Annotated in this window: 24 protein-coding genes; 13 read left to right on the top strand and 11 right to left on the bottom strand. The window is 57.8% G+C overall.

Annotated features, from left to right (window positions below):
* Positions 1–21 precede the first annotated feature (21 nt).
* Positions 22–384 carry an ArsR/SmtB family transcription factor gene (locus B0G52_RS30860; protein WP_094050275.1) on the top strand — a complete coding sequence of 121 codons (363 nt, stop codon included), beginning with the start codon at positions 22–24 and terminating at the stop codon, positions 382–384.
* A gap of 57 nt (positions 385–441) precedes the next feature.
* Here the strand turns inward: B0G52_RS30860 and B0G52_RS30855 are convergent, their stop codons facing one another.
* Positions 442–1,590, bottom strand: coding sequence for a glycosyltransferase family 4 protein (locus B0G52_RS30855; protein WP_094050329.1), 1,149 nt, complete (start codon positions 1,588–1,590; stop codon positions 442–444).
* Positions 1,591–1,800: 210 nt separating this feature from the next.
* Here B0G52_RS30855 and asd point away from each other — a divergent pair, with 210 nt between their 5' ends.
* The gene (gene asd / locus B0G52_RS30850) at positions 1,801–2,592 is read left to right on the top strand and encodes an archaetidylserine decarboxylase (protein WP_094050274.1); all 792 of its coding nucleotides are present in this window, start codon (positions 1,801–1,803) and stop codon (positions 2,590–2,592) included.
* Between the two features lie 137 nt (positions 2,593–2,729).
* Here the strand turns inward: asd and B0G52_RS30845 are convergent, their stop codons facing one another.
* A complete protein-coding gene (locus B0G52_RS30845; protein WP_255407520.1) occupies positions 2,730–3,911 on the bottom strand; it encodes a helix-turn-helix domain-containing protein in 1,182 nt (393 codons plus the stop codon).
* 195 nt (positions 3,912–4,106) lie between these two features.
* On the opposite strand from B0G52_RS30845, the gene B0G52_RS30840 reads away from it, so the two are divergent.
* Genes B0G52_RS30840 through B0G52_RS30815 form a run of 6 tightly spaced genes read left to right on the top strand, consistent with a single transcriptional unit; the run spans position 4,107 to position 9,597 of the window.
* Positions 4,107–5,687, top strand: coding sequence for an FAD-dependent oxidoreductase (locus B0G52_RS30840; protein WP_094050272.1), 1,581 nt, complete (start codon positions 4,107–4,109; stop codon positions 5,685–5,687).
* Positions 5,684–6,034 carry a 4Fe-4S dicluster domain-containing protein gene (locus tag B0G52_RS30835; RefSeq protein WP_094050271.1) on the top strand — a complete coding sequence of 117 codons (351 nt, stop codon included), beginning with the start codon at positions 5,684–5,686 and terminating at the stop codon, positions 6,032–6,034. Before B0G52_RS30840 ends, B0G52_RS30835 begins: the two co-directional genes overlap by 4 nt.
* A 54-nt stretch (positions 6,035–6,088) precedes the next feature.
* Entirely contained in the window at positions 6,089–6,958 is an 870-nt protein-coding gene (locus B0G52_RS30830; protein ID WP_094050270.1) for an MBL fold metallo-hydrolase, read from the top strand.
* Positions 6,959–6,992: 34 nt separating this feature from the next.
* Entirely contained in the window at positions 6,993–8,024 is a 1,032-nt protein-coding gene (locus B0G52_RS30825) for an ABC transporter substrate-binding protein (protein WP_094050269.1), read from the top strand.
* Between the two features lie 45 nt (positions 8,025–8,069).
* Positions 8,070–8,909, top strand: coding sequence for an ABC transporter ATP-binding protein (locus B0G52_RS30820; RefSeq protein ID WP_094050268.1), 840 nt, complete (start codon positions 8,070–8,072; stop codon positions 8,907–8,909).
* Positions 8,842–9,597: an ABC transporter permease gene (locus B0G52_RS30815; protein ID WP_233163224.1), complete on the top strand. Its 756-nt coding sequence runs from the start codon at positions 8,842–8,844 to the stop codon at positions 9,595–9,597. Before B0G52_RS30820 ends, B0G52_RS30815 begins: the two co-directional genes overlap by 68 nt.
* A 23-nt stretch (positions 9,598–9,620) precedes the next feature.
* Here the strand turns inward: B0G52_RS30815 and B0G52_RS30810 are convergent, their stop codons facing one another.
* Together B0G52_RS30810 and pdxR are read right to left on the bottom strand one after the other, a co-directional pair.
* Positions 9,621–10,406, bottom strand: coding sequence for a helix-turn-helix domain-containing protein (locus B0G52_RS30810; protein WP_094050267.1), 786 nt, complete (start codon positions 10,404–10,406; stop codon positions 9,621–9,623).
* Positions 10,399–11,967 (bottom strand): MocR-like pyridoxine biosynthesis transcription factor PdxR, encoded by a 1,569-nt coding sequence (pdxR, locus tag B0G52_RS35770; RefSeq protein WP_094050266.1) that lies wholly within the window; start codon positions 11,965–11,967, stop codon positions 10,399–10,401. The genes B0G52_RS30810 and pdxR overlap by 8 nt, the downstream gene beginning before the upstream one ends.
* A gap of 154 nt (positions 11,968–12,121) precedes the next feature.
* Between pdxR and B0G52_RS30800 the strand changes: the two genes are divergently transcribed.
* Entirely contained in the window at positions 12,122–12,730 is a 609-nt protein-coding gene (locus B0G52_RS30800; protein ID WP_094050265.1) for a pyridoxamine 5'-phosphate oxidase family protein, read from the top strand.
* A gap of 162 nt (positions 12,731–12,892) precedes the next feature.
* Positions 12,893–14,194, top strand: a complete 1,302-nt coding sequence (locus B0G52_RS30795; protein WP_094050264.1) for an aminotransferase class I/II-fold pyridoxal phosphate-dependent enzyme — start codon at positions 12,893–12,895, stop codon at positions 14,192–14,194.
* Between the two features lie 260 nt (positions 14,195–14,454).
* Here the strand turns inward: B0G52_RS30795 and B0G52_RS30790 are convergent, their stop codons facing one another.
* The 5 genes from B0G52_RS30790 to B0G52_RS30770 all read right to left on the bottom strand — a co-directional run bounded on the left by B0G52_RS30790 (position 14,455) and on the right by B0G52_RS30770 (position 20,305).
* A complete protein-coding gene (locus B0G52_RS30790; RefSeq protein WP_094050263.1) occupies positions 14,455–15,753 on the bottom strand; it encodes an ABC transporter permease in 1,299 nt (432 codons plus the stop codon).
* Positions 15,746–16,540: an ABC transporter ATP-binding protein gene (locus tag B0G52_RS30785; RefSeq protein WP_304441903.1), complete on the bottom strand. Its 795-nt coding sequence runs from the start codon at positions 16,538–16,540 to the stop codon at positions 15,746–15,748. Before B0G52_RS30785 ends, B0G52_RS30790 begins: the two co-directional genes overlap by 8 nt.
* Positions 16,541–16,623: 83 nt before the next feature.
* On the bottom strand, positions 16,624–17,769 hold the full coding sequence (locus B0G52_RS30780) for a Ger(x)C family spore germination protein (protein ID WP_094050262.1): 1,146 nt from the start codon (positions 17,767–17,769) through the stop codon (positions 16,624–16,626).
* Complete coding sequence (locus tag B0G52_RS30775; RefSeq protein WP_094050261.1) at positions 17,766–19,205, bottom strand: spore germination protein; 1,440 nt, start codon at positions 19,203–19,205, stop codon at positions 17,766–17,768. Before B0G52_RS30775 ends, B0G52_RS30780 begins: the two co-directional genes overlap by 4 nt.
* Positions 19,202–20,305, bottom strand: a complete 1,104-nt coding sequence (locus B0G52_RS30770; protein WP_094050260.1) for a GerAB/ArcD/ProY family transporter — start codon at positions 20,303–20,305, stop codon at positions 19,202–19,204. Before B0G52_RS30770 ends, B0G52_RS30775 begins: the two co-directional genes overlap by 4 nt.
* Before the next feature lie 105 nt (positions 20,306–20,410).
* Here B0G52_RS30770 and B0G52_RS30765 point away from each other — a divergent pair, with 105 nt between their 5' ends.
* Entirely contained in the window at positions 20,411–20,638 is a 228-nt protein-coding gene (locus B0G52_RS30765) for a hypothetical protein (protein ID WP_094050259.1), read from the top strand.
* An 87-nt stretch (positions 20,639–20,725) separates the two neighbouring features.
* Here B0G52_RS30765 and B0G52_RS30760 read toward each other — a convergent pair whose 3' ends face one another.
* Positions 20,726–21,925: an S-layer homology domain-containing protein gene (locus tag B0G52_RS30760; RefSeq protein WP_233163222.1), complete on the bottom strand. Its 1,200-nt coding sequence runs from the start codon at positions 21,923–21,925 to the stop codon at positions 20,726–20,728.
* 211 nt (positions 21,926–22,136) lie between these two features.
* Between B0G52_RS30760 and pdaA the strand changes: the two genes are divergently transcribed.
* Complete coding sequence (pdaA, locus tag B0G52_RS30755; protein WP_094050258.1) at positions 22,137–22,925, top strand: delta-lactam-biosynthetic de-N-acetylase; 789 nt, start codon at positions 22,137–22,139, stop codon at positions 22,923–22,925.
* A 319-nt stretch (positions 22,926–23,244) separates the two neighbouring features.
* Positions 23,245–24,177, top strand: a complete 933-nt coding sequence (gene rbsK, locus B0G52_RS30750) for a ribokinase (RefSeq protein ID WP_094050257.1) — start codon at positions 23,245–23,247, stop codon at positions 24,175–24,177.
* Positions 24,178–24,319: 142 nt separating this feature from the next.
* Here the strand turns inward: rbsK and B0G52_RS30745 are convergent, their stop codons facing one another.
* Entirely contained in the window at positions 24,320–25,873 is a 1,554-nt protein-coding gene (locus B0G52_RS30745; RefSeq protein ID WP_094050256.1) for a DEAD/DEAH box helicase, read from the bottom strand.
* Positions 25,874–25,896 lie beyond the last annotated feature (23 nt).

Below are 25,896 nucleotides of genomic sequence, written 5' to 3'. Positions count from 1 at the left end.
CCAGCCGCAAGGGAGATTACTATGGATAAAATCGCGCTCGAACGGTCGGAAGAATGCGCCCATTCCGATCTTCCGCTGCATGACGTCAAGCGACTCATGATTACCGAAGATTCCGCCAACCGCTTGGCCGAGCTGTTCAAAGCTCTGGGCGACCCGACCCGAATCAAGCTGATCGGCGCCTTGCTGCACCGGGAGCTGTGCGTGCACGATCTGGCAACGCTGCTGGACATGGGGCAGTCCGCGGTGTCCCACCAGCTCAGGTATTTGCGCAACATGCGCATGGTCAAGCGGCGCAAGAGCGGCAAAACCGTCTTCTATTCGCTCGACGACTCCCACATCGAACAGATTTTTCTGCAGACGCTGCAGCATCTGGAGCATGAGTAACCCCCGTTCGCGACAAAGAGGCGCACGATTCCCGCAAGGGGACTCATGCGCCTCTTCTCATTCCCGCTGGAAATCGAGCCAGCGTTCCGCCGTATGCCGCCATTGAAAATCCTTCAGCACCCGTTCCCTGCCCCGATAGCCCATCTCCCGGCGCTCCTCTCCGTTCGCCAGCAGATAGCCGATTTTTCCCGCCAGCTCCGACGCGATCGCTCCGGAATCCGTGGATACGAGAAACCCGGTATGTCCGTCCACGACGATTTCCTTCATCCCGCCCGCCCGGGTAGCGACGACCGGAAGCTCCGCGGCCATCGCCTCCAGATTGACGAGCCCAAACGCCTCCCGTCCGACGGACGGAACGACGGCGACGTCGGCCATCGCGAACCAGCGGGGAATATCGTGATGGGATACGTAGGGTTGAAAATGAACGTGCCCTTTCAACCGCGCCGCCATTTTGTGCAGCCGTCTCACGTGTCCCGTCTCTCGATGCGAGCCGTATCTGGCGCTGCCGACGACGACGATCAGCGCGTCGGGCACCATCGACAAGATGGAAGGGATAGCGGCGAGCAAGTATTTTACCCCTTTCTGGGGAACGAGACGGCCGACGTATATGGCGATGGGGCGGTTGCCCCAGCCGTGGCGGGAACGCATTTCCTGACGCATGGCCGCGCCCTCCGGCGTCGATCTGCCGTGAAATCTCGACAGGTCCACCCCAAGAGGGTTCACGCGGATTTTATCGGACACCCGCGGAACATGCGCCTGAACGTAAGAACGCAGAAACTCGCTGTTCACTTGAATGCGGTCGGCCGCCTGCAAACATATTTTTCGCTTGGAAGGAGTCAAATACGGGGCGTTAATGAACGTGGTGGAATGCAAATTGAGCCAGATCCGGCTGCGCGGAAACAACCGCTTCAGCCTGGGCACCCACAGGGGACGGTTCTCCACCTGAATAACGTCCGGCTTTGATCGGACCAGCCTGGCGCATACGCTTCTAAAATAGTCTCCCTTGTCCGCGGCGGGGAATCTTTCCACCTTCACGCCGTGCAAGCTCCCTCTGGCAGGCAATCTTTTCCCTCTTCTGCCGTAGATCGTAGCGTCGACGTGGGGCAGCAGCGCGGGAACGACCTTCTCGACTACGCGCTCGACAGATCCTCCCATCGCGGAGGGAACCGGGAAGGCTCCCGGAGTAATGAATGCGGCTTTCAGCATCGTCCCAACTCCCTCGCCTGCCTTCTCGGCCATATCTGCTTTCCTCGGAGGTTGCATACACGCCCTAGGCCATCGCTCCAGCATATACGCCGGCCCGGAGAATGGTTACGGCGTCTACCCCGGCGCCAGACAAAGGGGCTATTGCACTTTATTCGGCGTTATGTCACAATTCTCGGGAATGAATCTATCGATAAAGGAGTGCTCGGCCACATGACTCGTTGGCTGCTGCGCATGATGACAGAGCTGTCCTCGCGCAAGTTCATATCCCGAATGACAGGGCGCTTCGCCAAATCTTCCTTCAGCCGGCGCATGATTCCCCGTTTTGCGGCGATATACAACATTCCGGTCGAAGAAGCGGAGAAGGAGATCGGAGAATACCGCTCGCTGAACGACTTCTTTACGCGCAGGCTCAAACCCGGCCGCCGACCAGTGGATTCCGCTCCCGATGCGCTGGCCAGTCCGGTCGACGCGCTCATTACCGGATGCGGAGTCATCGAAGACGGCATGATGCTGAAAATCAAAGGACAAGACTATACGGTCGAGGAACTGCTTAACGGCTCTCCGAGAATCGCCCAATACCGGCACGGCTACTTCTGGGTGCTCTATCTAAGCCCTACGGACTACCATCGCATCCACTCTCCTTGCGACGGACAGATCGTCGAGAGCGAGCACATCGCCGGCAAAGTGTATCCCGTCAACGAATTCGGGCTTACCTCGATGCGCCGCGTGCTGTCGCGCAACGAACGCCTCGTCTCCTACATCTGCCACGAGGGCGGGGAAGTCGCCGTCGTCAAAGTAGGCGCGATGAACGTCAGCAGCATCCGCTACGTCGAACCGAAGCCCGACCGTCTTCGCCGAGGGGACGAGCTCGCCTACTTCGAATTCGGTTCCACCATCGTTCTGTTGACCGAAGACGGCACGCTGAAGCCCCGCGAGGATTTGACGCTCGGCTCGAAAGTCCGCATGGGCGAACGGCTCGGGACGTTGGTTCCCAAAGACTGAACAAGCAGAGAAGGCATATCGCCTATCCAACAGAATGGATACGCGATATGCCTTTTTCAATCATACGTTTGACCTGTATCGAGGAAATCCTCTTTTTGAATTTGGGATCGGTACTAGGGCGTGTATGCATACACGCCCTAGTATATCGGTTCGGGGCGCCACGCGCCGTCGAACAGGGTTTGAAACATCTGCGGAAGTCTCAAGTGCTGCGCGGCGCGGGTCAAGTACATATCATTCATGAACTGGCTTCGCAAAAGATTCGTGTCCAGTCCTCCGCTGATCCTTTCATAATGAGCCGGAGTGTGCGTCGTGCCGATATTGACGAGAGTTTGAAGATCTCGTTGATAGATAGCCGCGTCCCATCGGATTCCGTCCAAAATTCCGGTGACGATCTCCAGCGGAAAATCCGTATGCTCCGAGATGATCTTCGCCATACGAAGCGGACTATTCCTGAGCAGCTGGTGTGCCCGAAGATGCGCCTTCAAATAGGCGACGACAATATCTTCGTGTTCCCTTAACCATTTGTTATCCGCAACGATTCCGGTTAAGTAGTCGTCCCCGTTATCCTCCAGCTTGATGATTCTGCCTAATTGATAACGCTGCACGACGCTTAAGTAAGGCTCTACCATCGTGCATGCATCCACTTGCGTATTCAAAATATCATGGAAGCTTTGGCGCGAATTCTGATTAATGATTCGCGGACGGTTGCTTACGTCCTGGCCCAACGCCTTGAACAATCGGTGCCATGCGCTCGAATGAACGAAAGTCGAGACGGTTCTCCCTGACAACTGATCGAGCGTTCGGATGTCGGATTTGTGCGGGATGACGAGAGAGACTTGTTCGGAGCTTGCGTTTTTCCCGTCAAAAGCAAGCAGGTTCGCTTGGAACGACGGAAACAGTTGGTTTAACTTAAACACATTGACTAACGGGTAATCGCCGATCGAAGCGATCTGGATTCGCCCGATGACGAGCTCTTCCATCTGGCTCGGACCGTGCAGGTCTCTCCACTGGACGTGAATCTGACGGCGAGGTCTCAGCTCGAGCAGTTCTTCCTCGAACAAGCGAAGTTCCTTAATAATCAGAGAGCTCCATAGGTGAGCGTTCATGCTTTGATAGCCGACGGTGACCGTCTCGATTCGCTGCTGCTTATCCGTATCCGGATCGTTATGTGTGTGCTCGTATCGGGAAGCCCAGGCTAGCAATTTATCTTTATCCACATAAACGTCTCTGCCGATTTTAAGGAACGGCAAACTTTTATTGCGACGCCAACGATTAATCGTCGAGCGGCTAATTTGCAAGAGATCCATCGCTTCCTGCAACGTGAGAAGTTCTCTGTCGCTGCGCAACTCCTATTCCTCCTCCCCGAAAATTACCACAAATTGTATCCCAGGCTCATTCCGGGTCATTCGCGACTCACTATCGATCATCGCATTGAACTATCGCGAAATTGCTGTTACTTTTAATTCATAGTATTACACTATGGTTAATGTGTAAATAAGAAGAAGGTGATTTTCATGGGCTCCGGCTTGAAAACGTTCGAATCCGACGTCCTAGTTCTGGGAGGCGGACCGGCGGGAACTTGGGCGGCCTATACGGCGGCTTCGCAAGGCGTCAAAGTCGTACTGGCCGACAAAGGCTATTGCGGAAGCAGCGGCGCGACGGCCGCCTCCGGCACCAACTTGTGGCATGTCCGGTCGGAACCGGCGAGAAGAGAGGCATCCATACGTCGATTTCTCTCCAGGGGGAATGGGCTTGCCAACCGTCGGTGGCTCGAAATTTTGTATGATCATACGAAAATGGGCACGGAGCAATTAATCGAACTGGGATACCCGTTCCCGTTGGATGAGCATGGCCGACCAATCAGCAGAAATCTGCAAGGTCCCGAGTACATGCGCCTTATGAGGAAAACCGTTCGCAAAGCGGGGGTTGTCATCCTCGATCATTCTCCCGCTTTGAAGTTGATTACCGGTGAACGCGGCGTAAGCGGCGCTGCCGGGGTCAATCTGGAAACCGGAGAGGAATGGAGCGTTCATGCGAAAGCCGTCATCATTGCAACCGGAGGCTGCGCCTTTCTAAGCCGCGCGCTTGGCTGCAATGTATTGACCGGGGATGGCTATTTGATGGCGGCGGAAGCCGGCGCGGTCTTATCGGGAATGGAGTTCTCCAACATCTACGGCTTCTCCACCGAGTTTTCCTCCTGTACGAAAAATTTCCTTTATCACTGGGCGACTTTCTACCGTGAGGATAACTCCGTCATTACAAATACGGATAAACGGGCTTTGGCGATAGAAATGCAGCGGGCTCCCGTCTATGCCCGCATCGATAAAGCGTCGGACGCGATCCAGGTCGCCATGAGGCGATCGCAGCCGAACTTCTTCCTCTCCTTCGACCGGTTGGGGAAAGATCCGTTCCGGGAACGCTTCCCGATCACTCTGCGCTTGGAGGGCACCGTGCGGGGAACCGGCGGCATCAACCTTGTCGACGATACCTGCGCGACCAATGTGCCGGGGCTGTACGCGGCAGGCGATGCCGCTACCCGTGAATTTGTTGCCGGGGCAACGACGGGCGGCGGTCACATCAACGCCTCATGGGCGATCTGCTCGGGCCGCATATCCGGAAGCGCGGCCGCCGACTACGCGTTGGGGACTGAAGCAGCTGCAATGAGGACGCAGCTTCATTTTCGATTCACAGAGCGTCACTCTGCCGGGAAGCCCGCCCGATCGATGGATATGCCTTCGATCGTCAAATCCATTCAGGAAGAGGTCATTCCCTATGACAAAAATCTGTTCCGAACGGAAACATCGATGCGCGCTTCCCTCGCCAGATTAAACGATCTGTGGAAGACGATTCGTCTGAACGAACATGATCCGAACGATGTCAGAGCGCTTGTCCGCAGCAGGGAAGCCGCTTCGATGATCGCTACGGCCCGCTGGATGTACACCAGTGCTTTGGAAAGGAAAGAGTCCCGCGGCATGCACCAGCATGACGACTATCCGGCACAGGACAACGGAGCCCTCTACCGGGTACTGATTTCCGGTGTGGACTCAATAAGAACCCAACGCGAACCTCAGTCAGGGGGCCCGGATCGATCATGATTAAATACTTAAGCGAAGATCGCTGTATCCAATGCAATTTATGCGTTAAGGTTTGCCCCACGAGCGTTTTTGATAAAGTCGCGGATCATTTTCCGACCATCAGCAGGCAAGAAGACTGTCAAACTTGCTTCTTATGCGAAGCCTATTGTCCTGTCGACGCGCTCTACGTCTCGCCTATGCTGGACAATACGAACGAGCCTCTGACCGTCACTCCCGAAGAATCCGCCATGCTCGGCAGTTACAGGCAAGCGATCGGCTGGGGCAAAGGCAGGAGTTCAACTGCTTCACTCGATATGACGCATATCCTGAGGGATTTGGTGGAGGATGATGCAGGTCCGCGCTCCTAGTACGTTCAGGATTCGAAAATTCAATTAGAAACGGAAAGCGAGTGGGTTACCGGAATGAAAGTCTATTTGTTGGGAACCGGCGGTCCCGAAATCACGCTACATCGACAGGGCAGCGCGGTCTTGATCGAGGTTAACGACCAGAAATTGTTATTCGATGCGGGGCGCAGCGTCCTGCAGCGCCTGTTCGAATGCAGCGTCAGCATCGCCGACGTGACCCAAATCTTTTTTACGCATATGCACAGCGACCACATCGAAGGACTGCCCAATCTCTGGATGACGGGTTGGTTCTCGCATGGCAGAACCCGGCCGTTGGACATCTGGGGGCCTTCGGGTACGAAGCGTATGATCGACGGGATGAGAGAGATGTATCGCTTCGATTTGGCCAATCGGATCGATCCTCGCCATCCTCCGGAAGCTCTCGAAACGAGGGTGACGGAATATTCGGAAGGCGTCATTTATGAGCGGAACGGCGTTGTCATAACAGCTTTCGAAGTATGGCATGACGATGGCAATCCCGCGTTCGGCTTCCGTATCGCCCATGCCGGGCGGTCCGTCGTCCTGTCGGGAGATACGACGTACCATGAGAACGTCATCCAGTTTGCCCAAGAAACGGACCTTCTCGTTCACAATGTGATTGCCGTCAGCGACGAACTTGCGCAACTTCCCAAGCTGCAGAGCGTGCTTGCCAAATTGACCACGCCCGAGCAAGCCGCCGATATTTTCCGAAGGACCGCTCCGCGGCTCGCCGTCTACACCCATGTCATTAAAAAAGGGTTAGCCAACGGAAATCATGACTCCGTGCTCATCGAAAGAACGAGACAAGCCGGATATGCCGGTCCGCTGGAAGTCGGCCTGGATCGAATGACAATCGACATCGGGGAAAGCGTCAACGTTATTCCGCCGCCGGCTATTGCCGTCGATTAGAAGACCACTACATTATCTATCTGGAGGAAAAATCGTGAAAAAAACGTCCATTGCGATCATCAGCTTATTACTCGTACTCGTCAGCTTGAGCGCTTGCGGGAATCGGAATGAAGGAGCGTCATCTTCGGAGCCGATTACCGTGAAAGTCGGCATCTTCAAGAACGTTTCCCATGCCGTTGCCTATACCGCTCTTGCCAAAAATTATTTTCAAGAACAATTCGGCGACCGCGTCACCCTTGAACTTATCCCCTTCGATCAGGGAGCGGATTTCTCGGCCGCAATCGCCACCAACCAAATCGATTTCGGATTTGCAGGTCCTGCGCCGGTCACGATCCAGTATTTGAAAAGTCAAAATTTCCGCGTCATCAGCGGGTCGATTAACGGAGGCTCCTTGCTCATCATCAGGAAAGACGCCGGCATCCGCAGCTTAAAAGATTTGGTCGGCAAAACCGTCTCCATTACCGCCAAGGGCAGCACGGTCGAGACGCAGCTGCGAATGCTGCTGGAACAGGAAGGATTGCCCGTAACGACAAACGATTCAGGCGTGCAAATTATCGCGCGCGCGCCTACCGATACACTGACCGCGTTCCGGCAGAATGAGGTCGATGCCGCATTGGTTCCTGAGCATTGGGGCTCTCTGCTCGTTCAGGAAGGTCTTGCCGACGTGCTCGTGAACTGGGACGCGATGCCTCCGAACAATGGCAATATGCCGTTTACGATTATGGTCGCGTCCGACAAGTTCCTTCGGGAGCACCGCGACTTGGCGAAAAAAGCGATTCAAGCCAATCTTGATGCCATCGATTTCATTAAAAAGAACCCGGACGAGGCCCCTGAATTGATCCGCACGGAATTGAAGAAGGTGACCGGCATCGAGCTGGATGTCGACTTGATTCGTTTGTCGCTCTCTCACATGCTGCTAACCGCAGATGTGAATCAACAAGCCATTATCGATATGGCCACAATCAACATCAACGCCGGCTACATCAAGGACGTCAAAGTCGAGGAGCTCGCGCTGGACGGATTGTTCGATCTTTCCTTGCTCGAAGAGCTTCAAGCCGGGAAGTAAACATGTCGGGGCCGATTGCAATCGGCCCGATTAGGGGGTTCGGTAATGATCGATCTAAGCGGCGTAAGCAAAGGCTTCATGCAAAAGGACGGCAGGAAATTCGGAGCGATTGAGAACGTCACGTTCTCGATTCGCAAGGGAGAGTTCCTCTCTCTGCTCGGTCCATCCGGCTGCGGGAAGTCTACTTTGCTCAACTTGATCGCAGGGCTTGAGCAGGCGGACTCGGGGGAAATCAGCATGCAGGGAAAAAAAATCAACGGTCCGGCGCCCGACCGCACGGTTGTTTTCCAGGAACACGCCTTGTTTCCGTGGATGACTGTAATCGATAACGTCGCCTTCGGACTGAAGCAGAAAGGGATACCCAAGAAAACCCGCAGTGAAATCGCCATGGAAAAGCTGCAAATGGTGCACCTTACCCGGTTTGCCGCTCGTTATCCTCATGAGCTGTCTGTCGGTATGCGGCAGCGGGTCGCGATCGCACGAGCGCTCTCGATGGACCCGGAAATTTTGCTGATGGATGAGCCGTTCGCAGCCCTCGACGAACAGACAAGGCTCATTTTGCACAAGCAGCTTGAAGAAATCACCGTGATTACGGGTACAACCCTCTTGTTTATTACGCATAACATTCGCGAAGCGATCTTCTTGTCCGATCGGATTCTGGTCATGTCCACGCGTCCGGGACGCATAAAAAGAGAGTTTACCGTTCCCGTCGCCAGACCGAGAGATTACGTGGACCCTCATCTGCATCAACTGGAAGCCGCCATTATGGAGACGTTGGGCGAAGAACTGGAGAAAGTGTTGAAAGAGGAGATCGGTTATGAATTCCGCATTAAGAAAAACGCTGTTCCTGATCTTGCTGTTAATCATCTGGGAAACGAGCTATAGAATTTTTCAGTGGGGATGGAAATTCCCCTCTGTACTGCAGACGGCGGACGCGTTCTACGACGGATTCGTTAACGGGCAGCTCCTCGAAGGGACGCTGTCCAGCTTACGGCGCTTGCTGACCGCCTATGCGATCGCGGTTGTCATAGGCACGACGCTAGGCTTCCTGTTCTCTCGTTACCGCTTTCTGGACGAGACGCTGGGGATGCTCGTCGTATCCCTGCAGACGGTTCCAAGCATCGTATGGCTTCCTTTCGCGATTATCTGGTTCGGGCTGAACGACACCTCCGTCATTTTCATCACAGGGATCGGAGCGACCTGGACGATGGCCTTGTCCAGCCGAACCGGCTTCATCAACATCCCGCCGCTGCTGTTGCGGGCGGCCCGGACGCTGGGCACCGGGACCGGGTACCGCTTGTTTTATCAAGTGCTGGTCCCCGCCTCCATGCCCCATCTGATGAATGGAATGAGAGTATCTTGGGCGTTCGCTTGGCGCGCTCTCGTTTCAGGGGAACTGATTGCCAGAGGAACCGGCCTGGGCCAATTTTTGCAGGATTACCGCAGTCTCGGCGATACTTCCAGCATGCTTTGCATCGTGATCATTATTGCCGTCCTCGGTACGCTTTCCGATCACCTTTGCTTCAAACGGTTCGAGAACCGGCTCCTGGCTCGTTACGGATTGACTAAATGAATGGATAACGCCGGCCGTCCCCCCTACCGAATTTCCGAAGGACTCTTGCCCGTATACTGCTTAAATTGCCGGCTGAAGAAGAAAATGTCGCGGTAGCCGAGCGCGTCGGCGACCTCGGTCACGTTCATGCCCGCGTGCAGCAGCAGATGCTGGGCCCGCTCGATCCGCGCCCGGATCATGTAGGTTTGCACGGACATGCCGATCAGCTCCTTGAACTTGATCGAGAAGTAGCGCGAGGACAGCCCCGCCCGCTTGCCCAAATCCTCGACGCGATGCACTTCGCCGGGATGCTGCAAAATATAGTTCGCGACCTCTCGGATGCTCTCGCTCAGTTGATTGCTGGCCTTCCGCTCGATCGGTTCTTCGCGATCATAGCGCAGCAGATGGATAATCAGCTGCTTCAGAATCAGCTGCGCTTCGACCTCGGCCGCGAACGTTTTCACCAGAAACAGACGCACGTACTTGGACAGCAGATGCTCGAAATCGAACGTGTCCTCCAGCACGCGATAAGGCTGCGGCACGTCTTCGACCGGCTCGGCCGCGTCGAAATGAATGTACGTGAGCACGAGCGGCTTCTGCGGATTGTGCGTCGCCCACGTATGATCCCCTTTGCGGAAGAGAAAGCAGCTTCCCTTGCCCAGCGTATACATCTTCCCGTTAAGAGACAGCTCCCCTTCGCCGCTCCACACGTAGAAAATGTCGTAGTTGGCCAGCGGCTTTTCCCGCTTCTGCCATTTCCACCCCGGTTCGCACGAAATTTTCGCGAACGCGGGGAGCAGGACGAACGATGTAGGCGATAGGTTAATCATGAACGAGACCTCCTTGTTCCGGCCTTTCGCGCAGCACGTTCAGCGCTGCGGCCGCCTGACGGATTCGACGAATGCCTTCTTCTATCTGACGTTCGCTCAGGTGGGCGAACCCGAACAGCGCCGAAGTCGGCGTCTTCTCCGGGAGCGCCCCTTCGGACGGAATATCGTAAGCCGCCCCGTCCTTCCATACCGCGCCGCCGCGCGCGCACTCTTCGACCAAACGGCGATAGCCTTCTGCCGTTCCTTCCCATCTTGCGTACACGTGCAGTCCGGCATCCGACGGAACAGCCGTGAACAGCTCCTGCAGATTGGCGGCCAGGCTGGTGCGCAGCTTATGCTCGAGCTTGCCGAGAATGCGGCGGGCCTTGCGCATATGCCGATCGTAGCCGCCCGAGGACATCCAATTCGCCAGCGCCTGCTGCTCCGCGATGCCCGTCGGATGCGGGTCGTACAGCTTCTTGGCGAGCAGCAGCGGCTGCATCAGCTCCTTCGGGACGACCGCGAAGCCGATTCTCATGCTGGCGCTCATCGAACGGGAGAACGTGCCGACGTAGACGACGCGGCCTTCCCGGTCCAGCGCCTTGAGCGGCTCGATCGGACGTCCTCCCCAGCGGAAGTCGCTGTCGTAATCGTCCTCCACGATCCACGCGTTGCGCCTGGACGCCCACGCCAGCAGCGCCTGCCTGCGCTCGTAGCTGAGCACGACGCCCGTCGGGAATTGCCGGGTAGGCGTCACGAACAGCAGCTCGGCGTCCCAATCCCTCGGCACGATGCCACCTCCGTCCGTGCGCTCCGCAATGAGAGTCGCGCCCGTTGCCTCCACCGCGTTGCGAATGCCGACGTAGCAAGGATTTTCGATGACCGCCGACTTGCCTTCCTCCAGCATCAGCTGCGCCAGCAGAGCGATCGCCTGCATCGATCCGGAGGTGACGACGATATCGTCCTCCCGGCACGGAATGCCCCGCTCCCGGCGCAATCTGCCGGCGATCGCCTTGCGCAGCTCCAGGCTGCCTTCGGTTCCGTGGCCGTCGACGGCGCCGGAGACTCCGAGGCTCTTCCATTGATGCGCGACTTCCGCTTTCCACTCCTGCCACGGAAAACGCTCCGAGCCAAGTCCCGCCGGAACGAACGAGACGATCTCCTCCGCGTCCGCGGGACGTTTCCGTCCGGACGGAAGCTTCGGCTGGGGCGACGGCGCCATCGGCGGCAGCTCCAGCAGACGGCGGCCCCATTTCGTCAGCCGCGGAGGCTCTCTTGCCGTATCGGGTGTCCCTCCGATCGAGGCCGCGCCCAATCCCGCCGATCCCCGATCCGCTCCCGCCACGAAGGTGCCTTGTCCGACGCCGGCCTGCACGAAGCCTTCCGCGGACAGCATTTCGTAAGCCAGGCTGACGCTTCCCCGCGACAGTCCGTACAGGGCGGCCAATTGCCGGGTGGAAGGCAGCTTCTCTCCGGGCGACAGCGTCCCTTCCATAATCGCTTCCCGAATAGCCAAATACATCGCCAAATGCTTGCTGCCGCAATCGGACAGCTTGGCGGAATAAGCAAACGGAGATGCCATACGCAACCCTTCTTTTTAGAGGTTGTTCAAAAAGTCCGCCATGGATCACGACTGAATAAATGGACTAGTCATTTTACTGTAAAATGGATCTTTTCTCTTGTCAATGCAGGGCGTACACTGTTCCTCAACCAAGTGAAAGCGAGTGGATGTCTTCATGAGAAGAAAAGAGTTCCAAGCCGACGAACAGGAATGCATCGATTTTTTGGAAGAAAGGCACGACGGCGTACTGACGTTCTCGGGAGCCGACGGGTGGCCAAAGGCGGTTCCGCTGAACTACGCCTGGCATGACGGGGCCGTCTACTTCCACGGCAGCAAGCAGGGCGAGAAGATGGCCGGAATCGCCGCCGACCCTCGCGCCGAGTTCGTCGTCTATCAGGCTCACGCCTTCATTCCTTCTTATTTTACGGATCCTTATCTGGCCTGTCCCGCGACCGTCTTCTTCCGCTCCGTGCGCATTCGCGGAACGGTCGCCCAAGTCGAAGAACCGGCTGAGAAAGCGTCCGCTCTGGCCGCGCTGCTCCTCAACATGCAGCCGGAAGGAGGACACTCGCCCATCGACGCGTCGGACCCGCGCTATGCCTCTTCCTTGCGGGGCGTCGCCGTCATGCGCCTCGACCCGGAGAGCCTGACGGGCAAGTTCAAGTTCGGCCAGAACGTTCCGGAGAAGAAGCGGGAGAATATCGCCGAGCGCCTGCTCGAACGCGGTCTGCCGGGGGACCCCGATACGGTCGAGAGAATTCGCGGCGGCGGAGCGAGAAAGTAACTCCGCAGCCCCGCGCTCGAACAAGCGATCGGACCGTGAAACGAATTGGTGAAAACTCACGAAATCCGTGTCCTTTTTTTCGGGGAAAACGCTTTAACGCAATGACGCTCTTCGGTCAATGGTGTATAATATCACCTAATGACGATTGGAAGGATGAAAGTGATGAATCCCCTTGCTCAGCAGTTGAACGAGACGATTGCCCGAGACAATCCGCATGTCGCCGATATGCTTTCCAGCCTCGGCAAAGCCATGTATTTGCCCAAGCTGGGCATCTTGAGCCAATCCGCCGAAGCGAAGCAGAAGGCCGGCTCCTACAACGCCACGATCGGCATCGCGACCGAGAACGGCAAGCCCATGCACCTGGAAGTCATTCAGGAAACGCTGTCTGCTTACGATCCGAAGGATCTTTACGAATATGCTCCTCCGGGAGGAAAACCCGAGCTCCGCGCGATTTGGCGGGAGAAGATGATCGCCGAGAACCCGTCCGTCGCCGGCAAGCAGATCAGCCAGCCGGTCGTAACGAACGCGCTGACCCACGGTCTCAGCATCGTCGGCGACCTGTTCGTGGACGCGGGAGACGCGGTCATCGTACCGGACAAAAACTGGGAAAACTACGAGCTGACCTTTAACGTCCGCCGCGGCGGAGAAATGGTCTACTACCCGCTGTACGATGCGGACAATCGCTTCAACGCGGCCGGACTGCGCGACGCGCTGCTCTCCCGCAAGGACAAGGGGAAGGCGATCGTGCTGCTCAACTTCCCGATCAACCCGACCGGCTATACTCCGGGAGTGGAAGAAGGACGCGCCATCGTCGCCGCCGTCCGCGACGCCGCAGAAGCCGGCATCAACGTCGTGGCCGTTACCGACGACGCCTACTTCGGCCTGTTCTTCGAAGATTCCTTGCAGGAGTCGCTGTTCGGCCAGCTTAGCGGGCTGCACGAGCGCGTTCTCGCCATCAAGGTCGACGGCGCGACGAAAGAGGAGTACGTCTGGGGCTTTCGCGTAGGCTTCATCACCTACGGCGGCCTGAGCGACGCAAGCTTGTCGGCGCTGGAGCAGAAGACGATCGGCAACATCCGCTCCACGATTTCCAGCGGACCTCACCCTTCGCAGACGTTTATTTTGCGGGCGCTCAAGTCGGACCGTTTCCAAGCGCAGAAGGAAGAGAAGTTCCGCATCATGAAAGGCCGCGCCAACAAGGTGAAGAATTTGCTGGACAGCGGCAAGTACGGCGACGTATGGACTTATTACCCGTTCAACTCCGGCTACTTCATGTGCCTTAATCTGACCGTGGACGCCGAAGCCGTGCGCCAACGTCTGCTGAACGCTTACGGCGTAGGCACGATCGCGCTGGGCGAGACCGATCTTCGCGTCGCCTTCTCCTGCATCGAGGAAGGCAATCTGGAAGACTTGTTCGACCGGATCTACCAAGCGGTCCTGGACGTGAAGGCGGGCAACGCTTAATTCTATAGGCGATATAAGCAAAGAGGCTTTCCATAAGACCGGACAACTAAGATCATCGAGAGAGAGAGAAAAGGGGTATGTATCTCCTGAAGAGCGAAGCGTCTGCCTCATACAGTCATGAAATTACCCTGTTACGGGTTTACTCGTTCAAATTTCATGATCGTATCAGCAGTGTAAGGAGATACATACCCCGTTCTTATTTAATCGATGATTCTATGGTTGTCCGCGAATGTCTCATGGAACAGCCTCTTTCGCATGTCTTACAAGTCGTCCTCGTCCCTGAACTTCGCGATTTTCCGAGGCATCCACCAGCCGCACCAGAGCAAGCCGAATGCGATCGCCGCCAGCCAGTAATCGAGCCGCAGCGTCTCTTCCGCACCGGACCCGCCCAGCGCCGCTCCCAGCCCCGCAGTCGCCGGCCCGACGGCTCCGATTACGGCTACGGCCGCAATGCCGGACCACCGAGCGACCGAAGCAGCCGCGGCTAGCTTCCCTTGCGGAGGAAGCGGCAGCGTGTCGGCCGTCTCCACGAAGCGAACTCTCTTAAGCTCGCTGAGCTGCAGCCCGCATACGACGAGCGATACGCCGAATGCGATCGCATCGGCCAGCGCGCTGCCCGACACGGCCACTACGATACACGTCACGATAATCCATCTCCAGAACGCCCCGAACGTATCTCCCCGCAAAAACACTTTGACGTACAAATAATGCCAAGCCCAACGCTTGCTCCACGGAATAAGATTGCCGACCCATGCGATCCAGCGGCGATAAGCCGGCTTGGCCGTCTCGGAAGGAACGTCTACGAACCAGCTCAGAAAGCCCATCCACTTGCGCCGGGACGAAGCCTCCTCTTCGATCAGCCGCTCCCAGGGCAGCGCATGCTGCGCGGGCAAGCGCCACAGCAAAGCCAGTAAGGCCATGCACACCATCGCGAACAGGATCGCCGCCGCCGGCGGCTTGAGCAGCAGCGCCGTCACCGCGGCCGCGGTCAGCAGCACTCGGACGGCTTTCAACCCGATCCGCCAAGATCGCGCCGCCGCCCTCCGCTCGCGCCAGCCGCCGTAGACGTTGTAACCGGCCAGCAACGCGAACAGCACGGCCAGAACGGCGGGCGAATGAGCGTCCGCCAGCTCCGCCGTCTGCGGAGAACGGATGTAGATCGGCGCGTACAACGCGAATACGACGAGCGTCCGAAGCACACCGGCAACGATCGCCCGGCGCAAGGCTCCGCCGATATATTCCCGGAGCACGCGGTTTTCCATCGCCAACAGGAAGATCGGATCGGCCGGACGCAAATACGTCCGAAGCGGAGCTCGCAGCGCCGCAAGGGAGAGAACGACCGCTCCGACCCACTTGGACGGCCAGTCGGCGGGCACATCCTTGATCAAATCCGTGTACCAGATCAGCGCTGCGAAAAAAATCGCCGAAGCGAACAAGCCGAATCCGCTCTGGAACACATAGCGGAAATACGGCACGATCTCCCGTCGGAAACCCGCGGCGCGCTCTCGCCGAAGGGAGCGCAGGAAGTCGCCCTGTTCCCCGTGCGCATTCCTACTCACCCGAGCGGCCTCCTTCCGCGGCTTCCACCAACGCCTCGAAAGCGTCGTCCAGCGTCGCTTCCGCCCCGGCGCAGCCGGCCTGCGCCTTGACTTCCTTCGGCGTGCCTTCCGCGATCAGCCGCCCCTTGTGCACTACGACGAGCCGATTCGCCTTACGTTCCAGCGCGGATAAAATATGGGAGCTGAGCAAAATCGCCGTGCCTTGCGAGCGGACTTCGTCCAGAGCGCCCACCAATCCCCGGATCGCCAGCGGGTCCAACCCGAGGAACGGTTCGTCGATAATGAGCAGCGCCGGCTCGACGAGCAGCGCGTTCATGAGCATAACCTTCTGTTTCATCCCTTTGGACAGCGTATCCGGCAGCGACTTCATCGCGTCGGTCATCCGGAACGTCGCGGCCAGCTTGTCGGCGCGCGCCCAAGCGGCGTCCTGCTCAAGTCCGTAAGCCATCGCAGTCCACTGCAAATGTTCCTTCACCGTCAAGTTCGGGAACAAGGACGGCTGTTCCGGCACGTAAGCGATGGAGGAGCGGTACAGCTCCCTGTCCTCCTCCAGCGTCGCTCCGGCGACGCGAACTTCCCCGCTGTGCGGAACCATCAGTCCCAGAATATGTTTGATCGCGGTGCTCTTCCCCGCTCCGTTTAATCCGATCAGCCCCAGCAGCTCGCCGCGGTTCAGCGTCATGGATACGCCGTGCAGCACCGGCCGACGCCGACTGTAGCCTCCTGTCAGCTCCTTGATCGCAAGCGCAGACTCGCCGCCTGCCTTCCCTTTTCCGAATACCACCAATCTCCAGCCTCCCGATAAGCGGCATATGTGCCTTTCGTTCTCTTTATTATAGCGGGCTCATGACCGGCTTACAAAAAAAGAGGTCAAACTGTAAAGGTGGTATGGTCGATTCGGGTGTGAACGATCACGGAAAATCGGCACGTCGGATAGATCTCGGCCCAATCGTCCTTCATCTGCTTCCACTGCTTCGGCCGCTTTCGGTGAATACGTTCCCCGATGCCGAGCAGATCGGTCTTATGACGCTTGGAGAAGGAGAAGAAATCTTCGATCTGGCCGGCGATCTCTTCGTTTAACCGCTTCTCCCAACCCGCGATCAGCTCCGGGGTTACGGTCACGTCTTCGCATGTCGCGCCGACCAGGTTCAAATCCGCGTCTACCTCTATCCGGACGGAAGGAATCCCGCTGTCGCTAACCGATACGGAGATACGGCTGTCGTTCTTCGTGTTCTCGAACGCGATCGATGTGCCGGATTCCCCGGGGCATGCCAGCTTTTCGGACGAGCCTTTCAAGCGATCGGCGGCCCGAAGATAACCTTTGCTCACCCGAGCGGGCATGAAGCCGGCCAGCCGATTTCCACGGAACGCGAAAAAACCGACGGCTTTGAGCAGTTTCTCCCCTTTCCCGCCGTTCCGGTCCTTCAGTACCTTAATAGAAGGAATCTTAATGTCTCTAAAGCCGTTGTTCCAATCTTTATAGATGTCCAGCAGCGATGTCGGATCGGTCAACGCCGTGCTTTCTCCTCCCTCGGCCAGTCCTCTTAAAGCCTGAGCGCTGATCGAAGCATTGGGCATCTCCGCTTTCAAGACTTCCGCCGACGATCCGTCGACCATGTAGACGAGAGTCGTATTCCGGAATTGCCGAAACCGCCGGAACGTCTCGATCTGCCTTTCCATGCCTTGGAGCGCGATGTCTTTGCTGATGACGATCGCCGTCGTCTGTCCCCATAGCAGCGTCCGGTCCGACTTGACCCTCATCAATCGCGCCGCTTCGAACAGGTTGCTCCCCTCCGAGGTCAATATGAACGTTCTGTTCTGCATCCCTTTCGGCTGCTGCTGTCCGGACGCCAGCTTTGCCACTTCCGCGTATAGCTTTACGCCGCCGTTCTTGCCCGGATCCAAACCGACGGAATGAACGATGTGGAGTTCGTTCAGCTCCAGATTGCCTTTGCAGCCCGAACACAATAAAGCCAAGGCGGTTAGAACCCGGGCAAGCCGCCCCGCTCCTCTCATTTGTCCCCACCTCTGAACCGATACGGATTGATGGCCCGGAACAAGGCCGGCCGCTTGACGTTCCAAGTGGCTGGCCGCCGGATCACGACGTCCGTAAGCTCCAGCGCGTTGAACGGAGCGGCCGGACCTAAATACGGAACCCCGAAAGAACGCAAGGACGCCAAGTAAGTCAGCAGGACGACGATCCCCGCCACGACGCCGACATAACCCAATATGGAGGCGAGGAACGTCATGCCGAATTGAAGCAGGCGAAGCGCGTAATTCATCGCGGTCGGCGGCAGCGTAAATGTACAAATGCCCGTCAACGCCGCGACGATGACCATGATTGGAGATACGATCCCCGCCTCCACCGCCGCCTGTCCCAGAATGAGCGCGCCGACGATGCTCACCGCTTGGCCGATTTGCTTCGGCATGCGAACGCCCGCTTCGCGCATGATTTCGAACGCGAACATCATGGCGAAGCTTTCCACGACTGCGGGAAAAGGCACCGGCTCTTTGGCAGCGGCGATGCTCTGCAGGAGCGCGGTCGGAACGAGCTCGTGATGGAACGTAACCGTCGCGACATAAAAAGCGGGCAGCAGCATCCCGATCAGTCCGCAAAAAATCCGCAGCAAACGAAGCATCGAGCCGATATAGTAGTTCCATGAATAGTCTTCCCCGACCTGAAACGCCTGCAAAAACACGAAAGGAAGCAAAACGACGAACGGAGTGCCTTGAACGATGACCGCGATCCGACCGTCCATGAGCGCGCCGACGACCCGGTCCGGCCGTTCGGTCGATTCCAGCAAAGGAAACATCGTTCCCCGGTTGTCGGCGATCCATTCCTCGATCGTAGTGCTTCCGAGCAAGAAGTCGGTCATGATTTCGTCGAGTCTTCGGTGCAGCTCTTCCAGAATACGAGGATTCGCGACACCCGCGACGGACAGAACCGCGATGTTGGTCCGGCTCAGCCTTCCAATTTTCCGATGCTCGACTTTCAACTGCGGGGACGGACAGAAATACCGGACCAACGCCAAATTGTTGGTCAACGATTCGGTAAATCCGCTTCGCGGTCCTTTGACGGTCGATTCGCTCGAAGGCTCTTCTACGCCTCGGAGCTGGACGCCCAGCACATCGATCGCCGCTGCCCCCGGCGGATCCGAGAACAGCAGCACCGCTTGGCCGGCCGCAAGACAGTCCGCCGCTTGCTCGGCCGTTGACAAGCGATCGTCGCTTCCGAAAGGAAAGTCCGAATCTCCGAACTCCTTCGCTTTTGCAAGCAAATATTCCAGTTTGCGGTCATCGGTCAGGCCATGCACGTACGCAATCTTGATCGGCTCTCCGGACGAAAGCTCCCGATCGATGAACACGAGATCGTCGGAATGCTGCATCAGTTCCTTAAGTACGCCGACATTTACCGCCAAGTCCTCCCTAAACTCCGTTTGCCCCCGATTCATGCGCCCACCTCCGCCTTTTGGCCGTCTCCCCTGAGCCACGCAATGGACAGAACAACCACCGGAATGACGAACTGAAACAGATAGAAAAACCAGGCCTGTCTCTCGTAAAAGGTGCCGAGCTCGATCAATCCCCATATTTTGAACTTCGCGCAAACATAAATCCCCGCGGATAACGGAACGAGAAAAAGCCTTGGCTTCTCCAGCTTCATGAACTCGGCAAGTCCTTGCAGCGTAGCCCACAAATATACCGAGATCTTAATGAACGAGCTCATAACCCATACCGCGACGAGGGCCGCGTCGAACCGCTCGATGTAGCGAAACAGACGGATATTCTGGATAAGACTGACGCTCGGATAGGTAAACGTCGCGGTCGTCTTGGCCCCGAACATCATCGTGCAGGAGAGAACCGACAGCAGCAGCAGCAAAGTCGTGATGGTCACGGCTCCGACCGCGAATGCCGCCGTCTTTTTCGTGCGGCGCACATGATTCAACATCATCGAGATGAACATCAAATCCCCCAACCAGGTAGCGACGGGAATGATTCCGGAGAGCGGTTCGAGCCAGCCGTTCTCGAGCACGGGCAATAAATATTCCGGATGATATTGCGAGATCAATACCACGTAAATGCCCAAAAAAGCGGATACGATGACGAACAGCACGATTTCCGACACGCGGCTGAAGGCTTCCAGACCGCGGCTGACGGCGTAGGCTCCCATAATGATGCCGACGGCCAAATACCAGGATTGGGGAATGATCGGATTCAACGCGATGATGAAGAAGTGCGCGAACTCCCTCAGCACCCATGACGTAATATCCAGGAAATAACAGACGAAAGCGAATGCCAGCAAGCCTCCCACCCACGGACCGAGTACATGCTTGCAAATGCGGATCAGATTTTTGTCGGGATACATCCGATTCAGCGCAAGAAATACGGATATGTTCAATATGCCCGCCAGGCCTCCGGCAATGACCAGATACCATGAATTCCGCTCGGCATACCCGACCAAAGCGGCCGGCGCATATAAGCTGGAAGCTCCGATCGTCGAAATGACGATAAGGGACATCAATTGAAAATTGCTGATCGTTACCTGACGTTCCATATCCCACCATCCTTTCGGCGCCGTTTCAGTATGCGCAGGCCCCCCTTTTTTTACTCGGAATAGGGACGCTGACCGTGAGGAATGGTAGAATCGGAGGTGTCTAGGATGAAAGCTTACGGTTTGGCCTATGCGGCGTCCGCCGTCTGGCTCGCTCTCGTATACGCAGTGCTGTCGGACTACAAATGGTATAGGGCGCTCTCCGTCGGAACGTGGGGATTTCTGATCGTCGAAGCGATAACGATGCTTCCGGTTCTTCTGTTTCTGTTCCTGGCGGAACTGGGGAGGAAAGCTTCATCCAAGCAAGCTTCGAGCAAGGAAGCCACGGACGGATGAAGGTGCTGCTAAGCCAAAAAAACGGCGGAGTCAGGAAAACCTGACCCGCCGATTTTGGAATGCTGCGATTCTCGTTGCCGCGGAAGGCTACGATTGGATTTCGATCGACTTCACGACGTGATTAACCCCGCGGACGACAACGTTCGCGTTAGGCGACAAGCCGGCGCCGCCGCTGATCGTCACGTTAGGGTCCACGTCGTAAATAATGATGTGGGTGACGCCGTCCGACGTTTTGTTCAAGGAGATTGTCGCCAGCTTGCCGTCCGCATTCAGCGTAAACGAGCCGAGTGTGCCGCTGTCGGCGAACTGCGCGTTCGCCGCGGCCGATTTCGTCACCTCGACGAACACCGCTTTGCCTTCGTATGTGCGGACAAGCATCTCGTCGCCGGACTGCAGGGCGGAGAACGGAGCTTTGACGTTGTCGCGGAAAATGAACACGTTAGCGTCGACCGGTACCGTCACCTTCGTTCCGTCCGATTTTCTGACCGTGAACGCGTTGCCCGAGACCGTCTCGAGCGTGCCGACGATCGCTTGCGCCCTGCCTTCTTCGGGAAGCTGCTGATCGACGCGGTCCAGCAGGGAAGCCAGCTCCGCCCGGGTAACGGGGCGGTTCGGCTGGAACGTCTTGTCGTCGTAGCCTTTGATCAGGTTTTTCTCCAGCGCCACCGCGATGTATCCGACGGAGCCCGCCGGAATTTCCTTCGCGTCGCGGAACGGCAGCTCCGTATCCATCTTCTTCTTCGCTTCCGCCTCCAGCTTCATCGCCTTGACGAGAAGCACGGAAGCCCACAGCCGGGTAGCCGGCTTGTCGGGGTTGATGACGGCGTCCGTCTCGGAGAACAAGTCGTTCTCCAGCGCCACGGCGACGTAGCCTACCGCCCAGCCGTATTTTTTCTTCAATTGCGCGAAATCTTTGAAATTCAGCTTGGCGTTCGCGTTTTCCGGCTTCTCGGCTTCTTCCTTGAGTCCGAGCAAGCGCACCGCGGCGACGAGCGCCTCGATCCGGCTAATGTTGTTGCGCGGCTTGAAGCTGCCGTCCCCGTACCCGTTGAATACGCCCTGGGCGGCAAGCCGGACGATCGGTCCGTACGCCCATTTCCACTCTTTGCCGTTCACGTCTTTATAATTCAAATGAATGCCGCTCTTGCCGCGTTTGTCGTCGTTCCGGTTTTTCGAGCCGCGATCGGATTGGGCCGAAGCCATCGCCGCGGTCGCGCTGCCCGCAAGCATGGCTAATGCCAGCGTAGCCGCAGCTGTCTTCTTAAGGACCGGTTGCATCTGTTTCATCATGAAGTCTCTCCTTTGCAGCGATCGTATTCGCGAGTATGTCCCGCATATATAAGCATTCAGGGAAATACCCCTCCCTGGCAAGGCCCAAAGCCGGAAATAAGGCTCAAGTAGGAAGCATTCTCCGGATTCGGAAGCCAATCGTGAATAATTCCGATTCCTTCGTACCATGGTATTAAGAACCATGTCCGCAAGGAGAGTGCCTACGTTCATGCGCAATCGCTTGTTCGCCGTCTCGGCGTGCGGCCTGATCGCCGCCTGTTTGATTGTTGCCGCCAGCGCCGCCGCGAACCCTTATTCCCCCTACCACTTCGGATTCAAGAAGAGCAAGCAGGGAAGCCTGCCGTCCATCGCGCAGGAAGGGTTCATCGGCGTTCTGCAGAAGCAGGAAGCCATCTTCCTCGGCAATACCGGAAACAAAGAGCTGTACCTGACCTTCGACAACGGCTACGAGAACGGCTATACGCCGCGCATTTTGGACGTTCTTCGCGACAAGCAGGTTCCGGCCGCCTTCTTCGTGACCGGACATTTCGTGAAGGACCAGGCCGAGCTGGTGCAAAGAATGGCCAAAGAGGGCCACCTGGTCGGCAACCATTCCTGGAGCCACCCGGACCTGAGCCAAGTCGGAGCGGATCGCATTCGCGGCGAAATGGACAAGGTGAAACAAGGGGTGGTCGAGCTGACGGGCGCTCGGGAAATGCGGTATATGCGGCCGCCTCGGGGCATCTTCAGCGACTCCATGCTCGGCGTCTGCCGCGAGCTGGGGTATACCGGCGTCTTCTGGTCGGTCGCGTACAAGGATTGGGACGTCAACGCGCAGCGAGGCTGGAAATACGCCTACGACAGCGTGATGAGCCAGCTTCACCCCGGCGCGGTCATCCTGCTCCACTCCGTCTCCCGCGACAACGCCGAAGCGCTCGGCCGCATTATCGACGCTGCACGCTCACAAGGCTACGAGTTCAAGAGCCTGGACGAGCTGACAACCAGAACGTACCGTTAAGCGTCTAATCTGCGTGCAACGGGGCTGTCCCATAAGTAGAGACGTACAAAATTATCGATGAAAAAAGGGGGCATCTATCTCCTGGAGACTGCCTCATACGGTCCTGAAATCACCTCTTAACGGGTTTACCGTTCCCATTTCAGGATCGTATAGAAGCGGAAGGAGATAGATGCCCATTACCATTCACCTATCGATAATTGTTCATACGTCTCTTTTTACTTATGGGACAGCCCCTTTGTTTGGCGTTCGGATCTGTTCCAGAAGCTGGCGCAATAAGCCCATTCGTGCGATGATAGAAAGAAAAAAAGAGGTGGTCAACATGAAACGCCCTCGCATCGCGATCGTGGGCAGCTTGAATATGGACCTCGTCGTCACCGCGGAGCGAGCGCCCCGAACCGGAGAGACGCTGCAGGGAGAATCCGTCCATTTCATTCCGGGAGGCAAAGGGGCGAACCAAGCGGTAGCCTGCGCGAGGCTCGGAGCCGAAGTGTACATGATCGGCGCCGTCGGCAGCGACCCGTTCGGAACGACAATCGTGGACGAGATGAGAAAAAACGGCGTGCTTACGGATCGTATCGACGTTCTGAACGATACCGCGACGGGAATAGCCTCGATCCTCCATACGCATGAGGACAACAGCATCGTCATCGTTCCCGGCGCCAACGGCCAGGTAACTCCGGAGCGGGTCGAACGGTCGCGCGATCTGATCGCCGGGGCCGACGTGCTTCTCGTGCAGTTGGAAATTCCGCTCGAATCGGCCGCGGCCGCGCTTCGCATCGCCAAGGAATCGGGCGTGCGGACGATCCTTAACCCGGCTCCGGCCCGGACACTGCCCGAGGAAGTGCTTCGCTTGGCCGATTATATTACGCCGAACGAGACCGAATTCGCCATTCTCGGCGCTTACGGAGACCGGGAAGGCGACGGCGGCGTTGCGCCGGACGACTGGCAGGCCGGATTGATCGAGTGGACCAACCGCTACGGACATTCCGTCATTCTCACGCGCGGCAAGCATGGGGCTTCCTGCGTCAGGGACGGAGCTCCCGAGACGGTTGCCGCTCCGCCGGTTCAGCCCGTCGACACGACCGGTGCGGGAGACTGCCTGAACGCCGCCTTCGCCTATGGACTTGCTTCCGGCTGGGACACGGAGCGCTCGCTCCGCTTCGCGGTCAGGGCCGCCTCCTTGTCGGTTACCAAGTTCGGCGCCCAAGACGGCATGCCTACTCTCGAGGAAGTCGAACGTATTCCGCAATAATACAAATAAGCCGTCCCCTGTGCCGCGATACAAGGATCGCACGCAGGAGACGGCTTTTTCTATTTGTGGACTGACCATTCAAGCGCCAATGTTCGACTCTTTAGAGCAACGCCCTCCGACGCGGAATCGCTCAATCCCAGCTTTAATCCTGCTTAGGAGTCGAAGCCGCTTCCCGCTTCGCCTTCAGCCACTTCGGAGCGCCTTTGTTCTTCTGCTCTCTCGCGCGCTCCGACTTCGACTTGCCCTGCTTCGGCTTGGCAGCCGCCGGAGTCTGCTTGGCAGCCGAAGGCGCCGACTTAGCCGCAGACTGAGGCTTGCCCGCGGACGCTCCGGCCGGCTTGCCCGCCGCCTTCCCGGCAGCCTTGACCGCCGGCTGAGGCCGAGCGCGCCGAGCTTCGCCGCCCTGCGCTTCCTTGCTCTCCGCCGATTTCCGCGCCTCCAGCGAAGCCAAGTACTCGGCCTTCGACTTCCACGCCGGACGCTCGTCCTTGCCGCCGCTGCCGCCATCCGCAGACGCCCCGCGGCCTCTGCCGCCGCCCTTGCGCGCCATGCCTTCCTCGTAAGACACGACCCGGCCCTCGTACAGCGTTTTCGGCTCGATCGTAATGCTCAATTGCTTCTCCAGCTTGTCGAGAATAAAACGTTCCTCCGGCGCAATCAGCGTAATGGAGGTACCCTCGCGCCCCATTCTCGCCGTACGTCCCGACCGATGCACGTAGTGATCCGCGTCCAGAGCGGGCTCCAATTGGATGACGAGAGGCAAGCCGGGCAGATCGAGCCCTCTGGCCGCGACGTCGGTCGCGATCAGCAGCTTCGTGCGCCCTTTGCGGAAGCGCTGCATGACTTCGCCGCGCTCCTGCCCTCTCGTGTCCCCGTACAACGCGTCGACCGACAAGCCCTCGTAGCGCAGCTTGGCGATCAGTTCGCCGATCTTTTCGGTATCGTTCACGAACAGCAGCGCGGAAGACGGCTTCATATGCCGGACGATTTTCTGTACCAGATCGATCTTGTCGCGCCGGTCTCCGAGGAAATACCAGTGTTTAAGCGTGGAAGACAGTCCGTTCTCGTTCTCCCGCTCCGTCACGTCGGACACCCACGGGTCCTTCTGCCACTTCGCTTCCGCCTCGCGCATCGCCTGCGACCGCGTCGCCGATACGAAGACGGTCTGCCGCTCTTTCGAGCATTGCTTCAGCAGCTGCTCGACGTCGCCCCGGCCGCCGAGGGAGAAAATCCGGTCCGTCTCGTCCACGACGACGAAGCCGACCCCGTGCAGCGACAGCTTGCGCGTATTCGCCACCTCGCGTACCCGGCCCGGCGTGCCTACAATCAGCGCCGGCTTGCTTTTCATCCGTTCGAGCTGCCGAGCCAGCGACGCTCCGCCGATCAGCGCCGCGGCTTTAATGCCGAGCGGCTGCCCGTAGACTTCCGCCTCCCGCATAATCTGCATCGCCAGCTCCTGGGTCGGCGCGAGTACGAGCGCCTGGACCTCCTTGCGCGAGCCGTCGATGCTCTGCAGCAGCGGCAGCAAATACGCCAACGTCTTGCCCGTTCCCGTCGGCGAGATCAGAATGCCGTCTCTTCCGCCCAGCAGCTCCGGCCAAGCCTGACGCTGCACCTCGGAAGGCTGCGTAATTCCCGAAGCCGCCAGCTTGCCGGCCAAGGTCTCGTTTAATCCCAATGCTACAAAGTCGTCCATCCTTACAACCCCTTATCTCATGT

Source organism: Cohnella sp. SGD-V74, assembly GCF_003001675.1.
Taxonomy (GTDB): Bacteria; Bacillota; Bacilli; order Paenibacillales; family Paenibacillaceae; genus Cohnella.
Note: the sequence above shows the minus strand (reverse complement) of the source record. Positions and strands in the feature narration are given on the sequence as shown.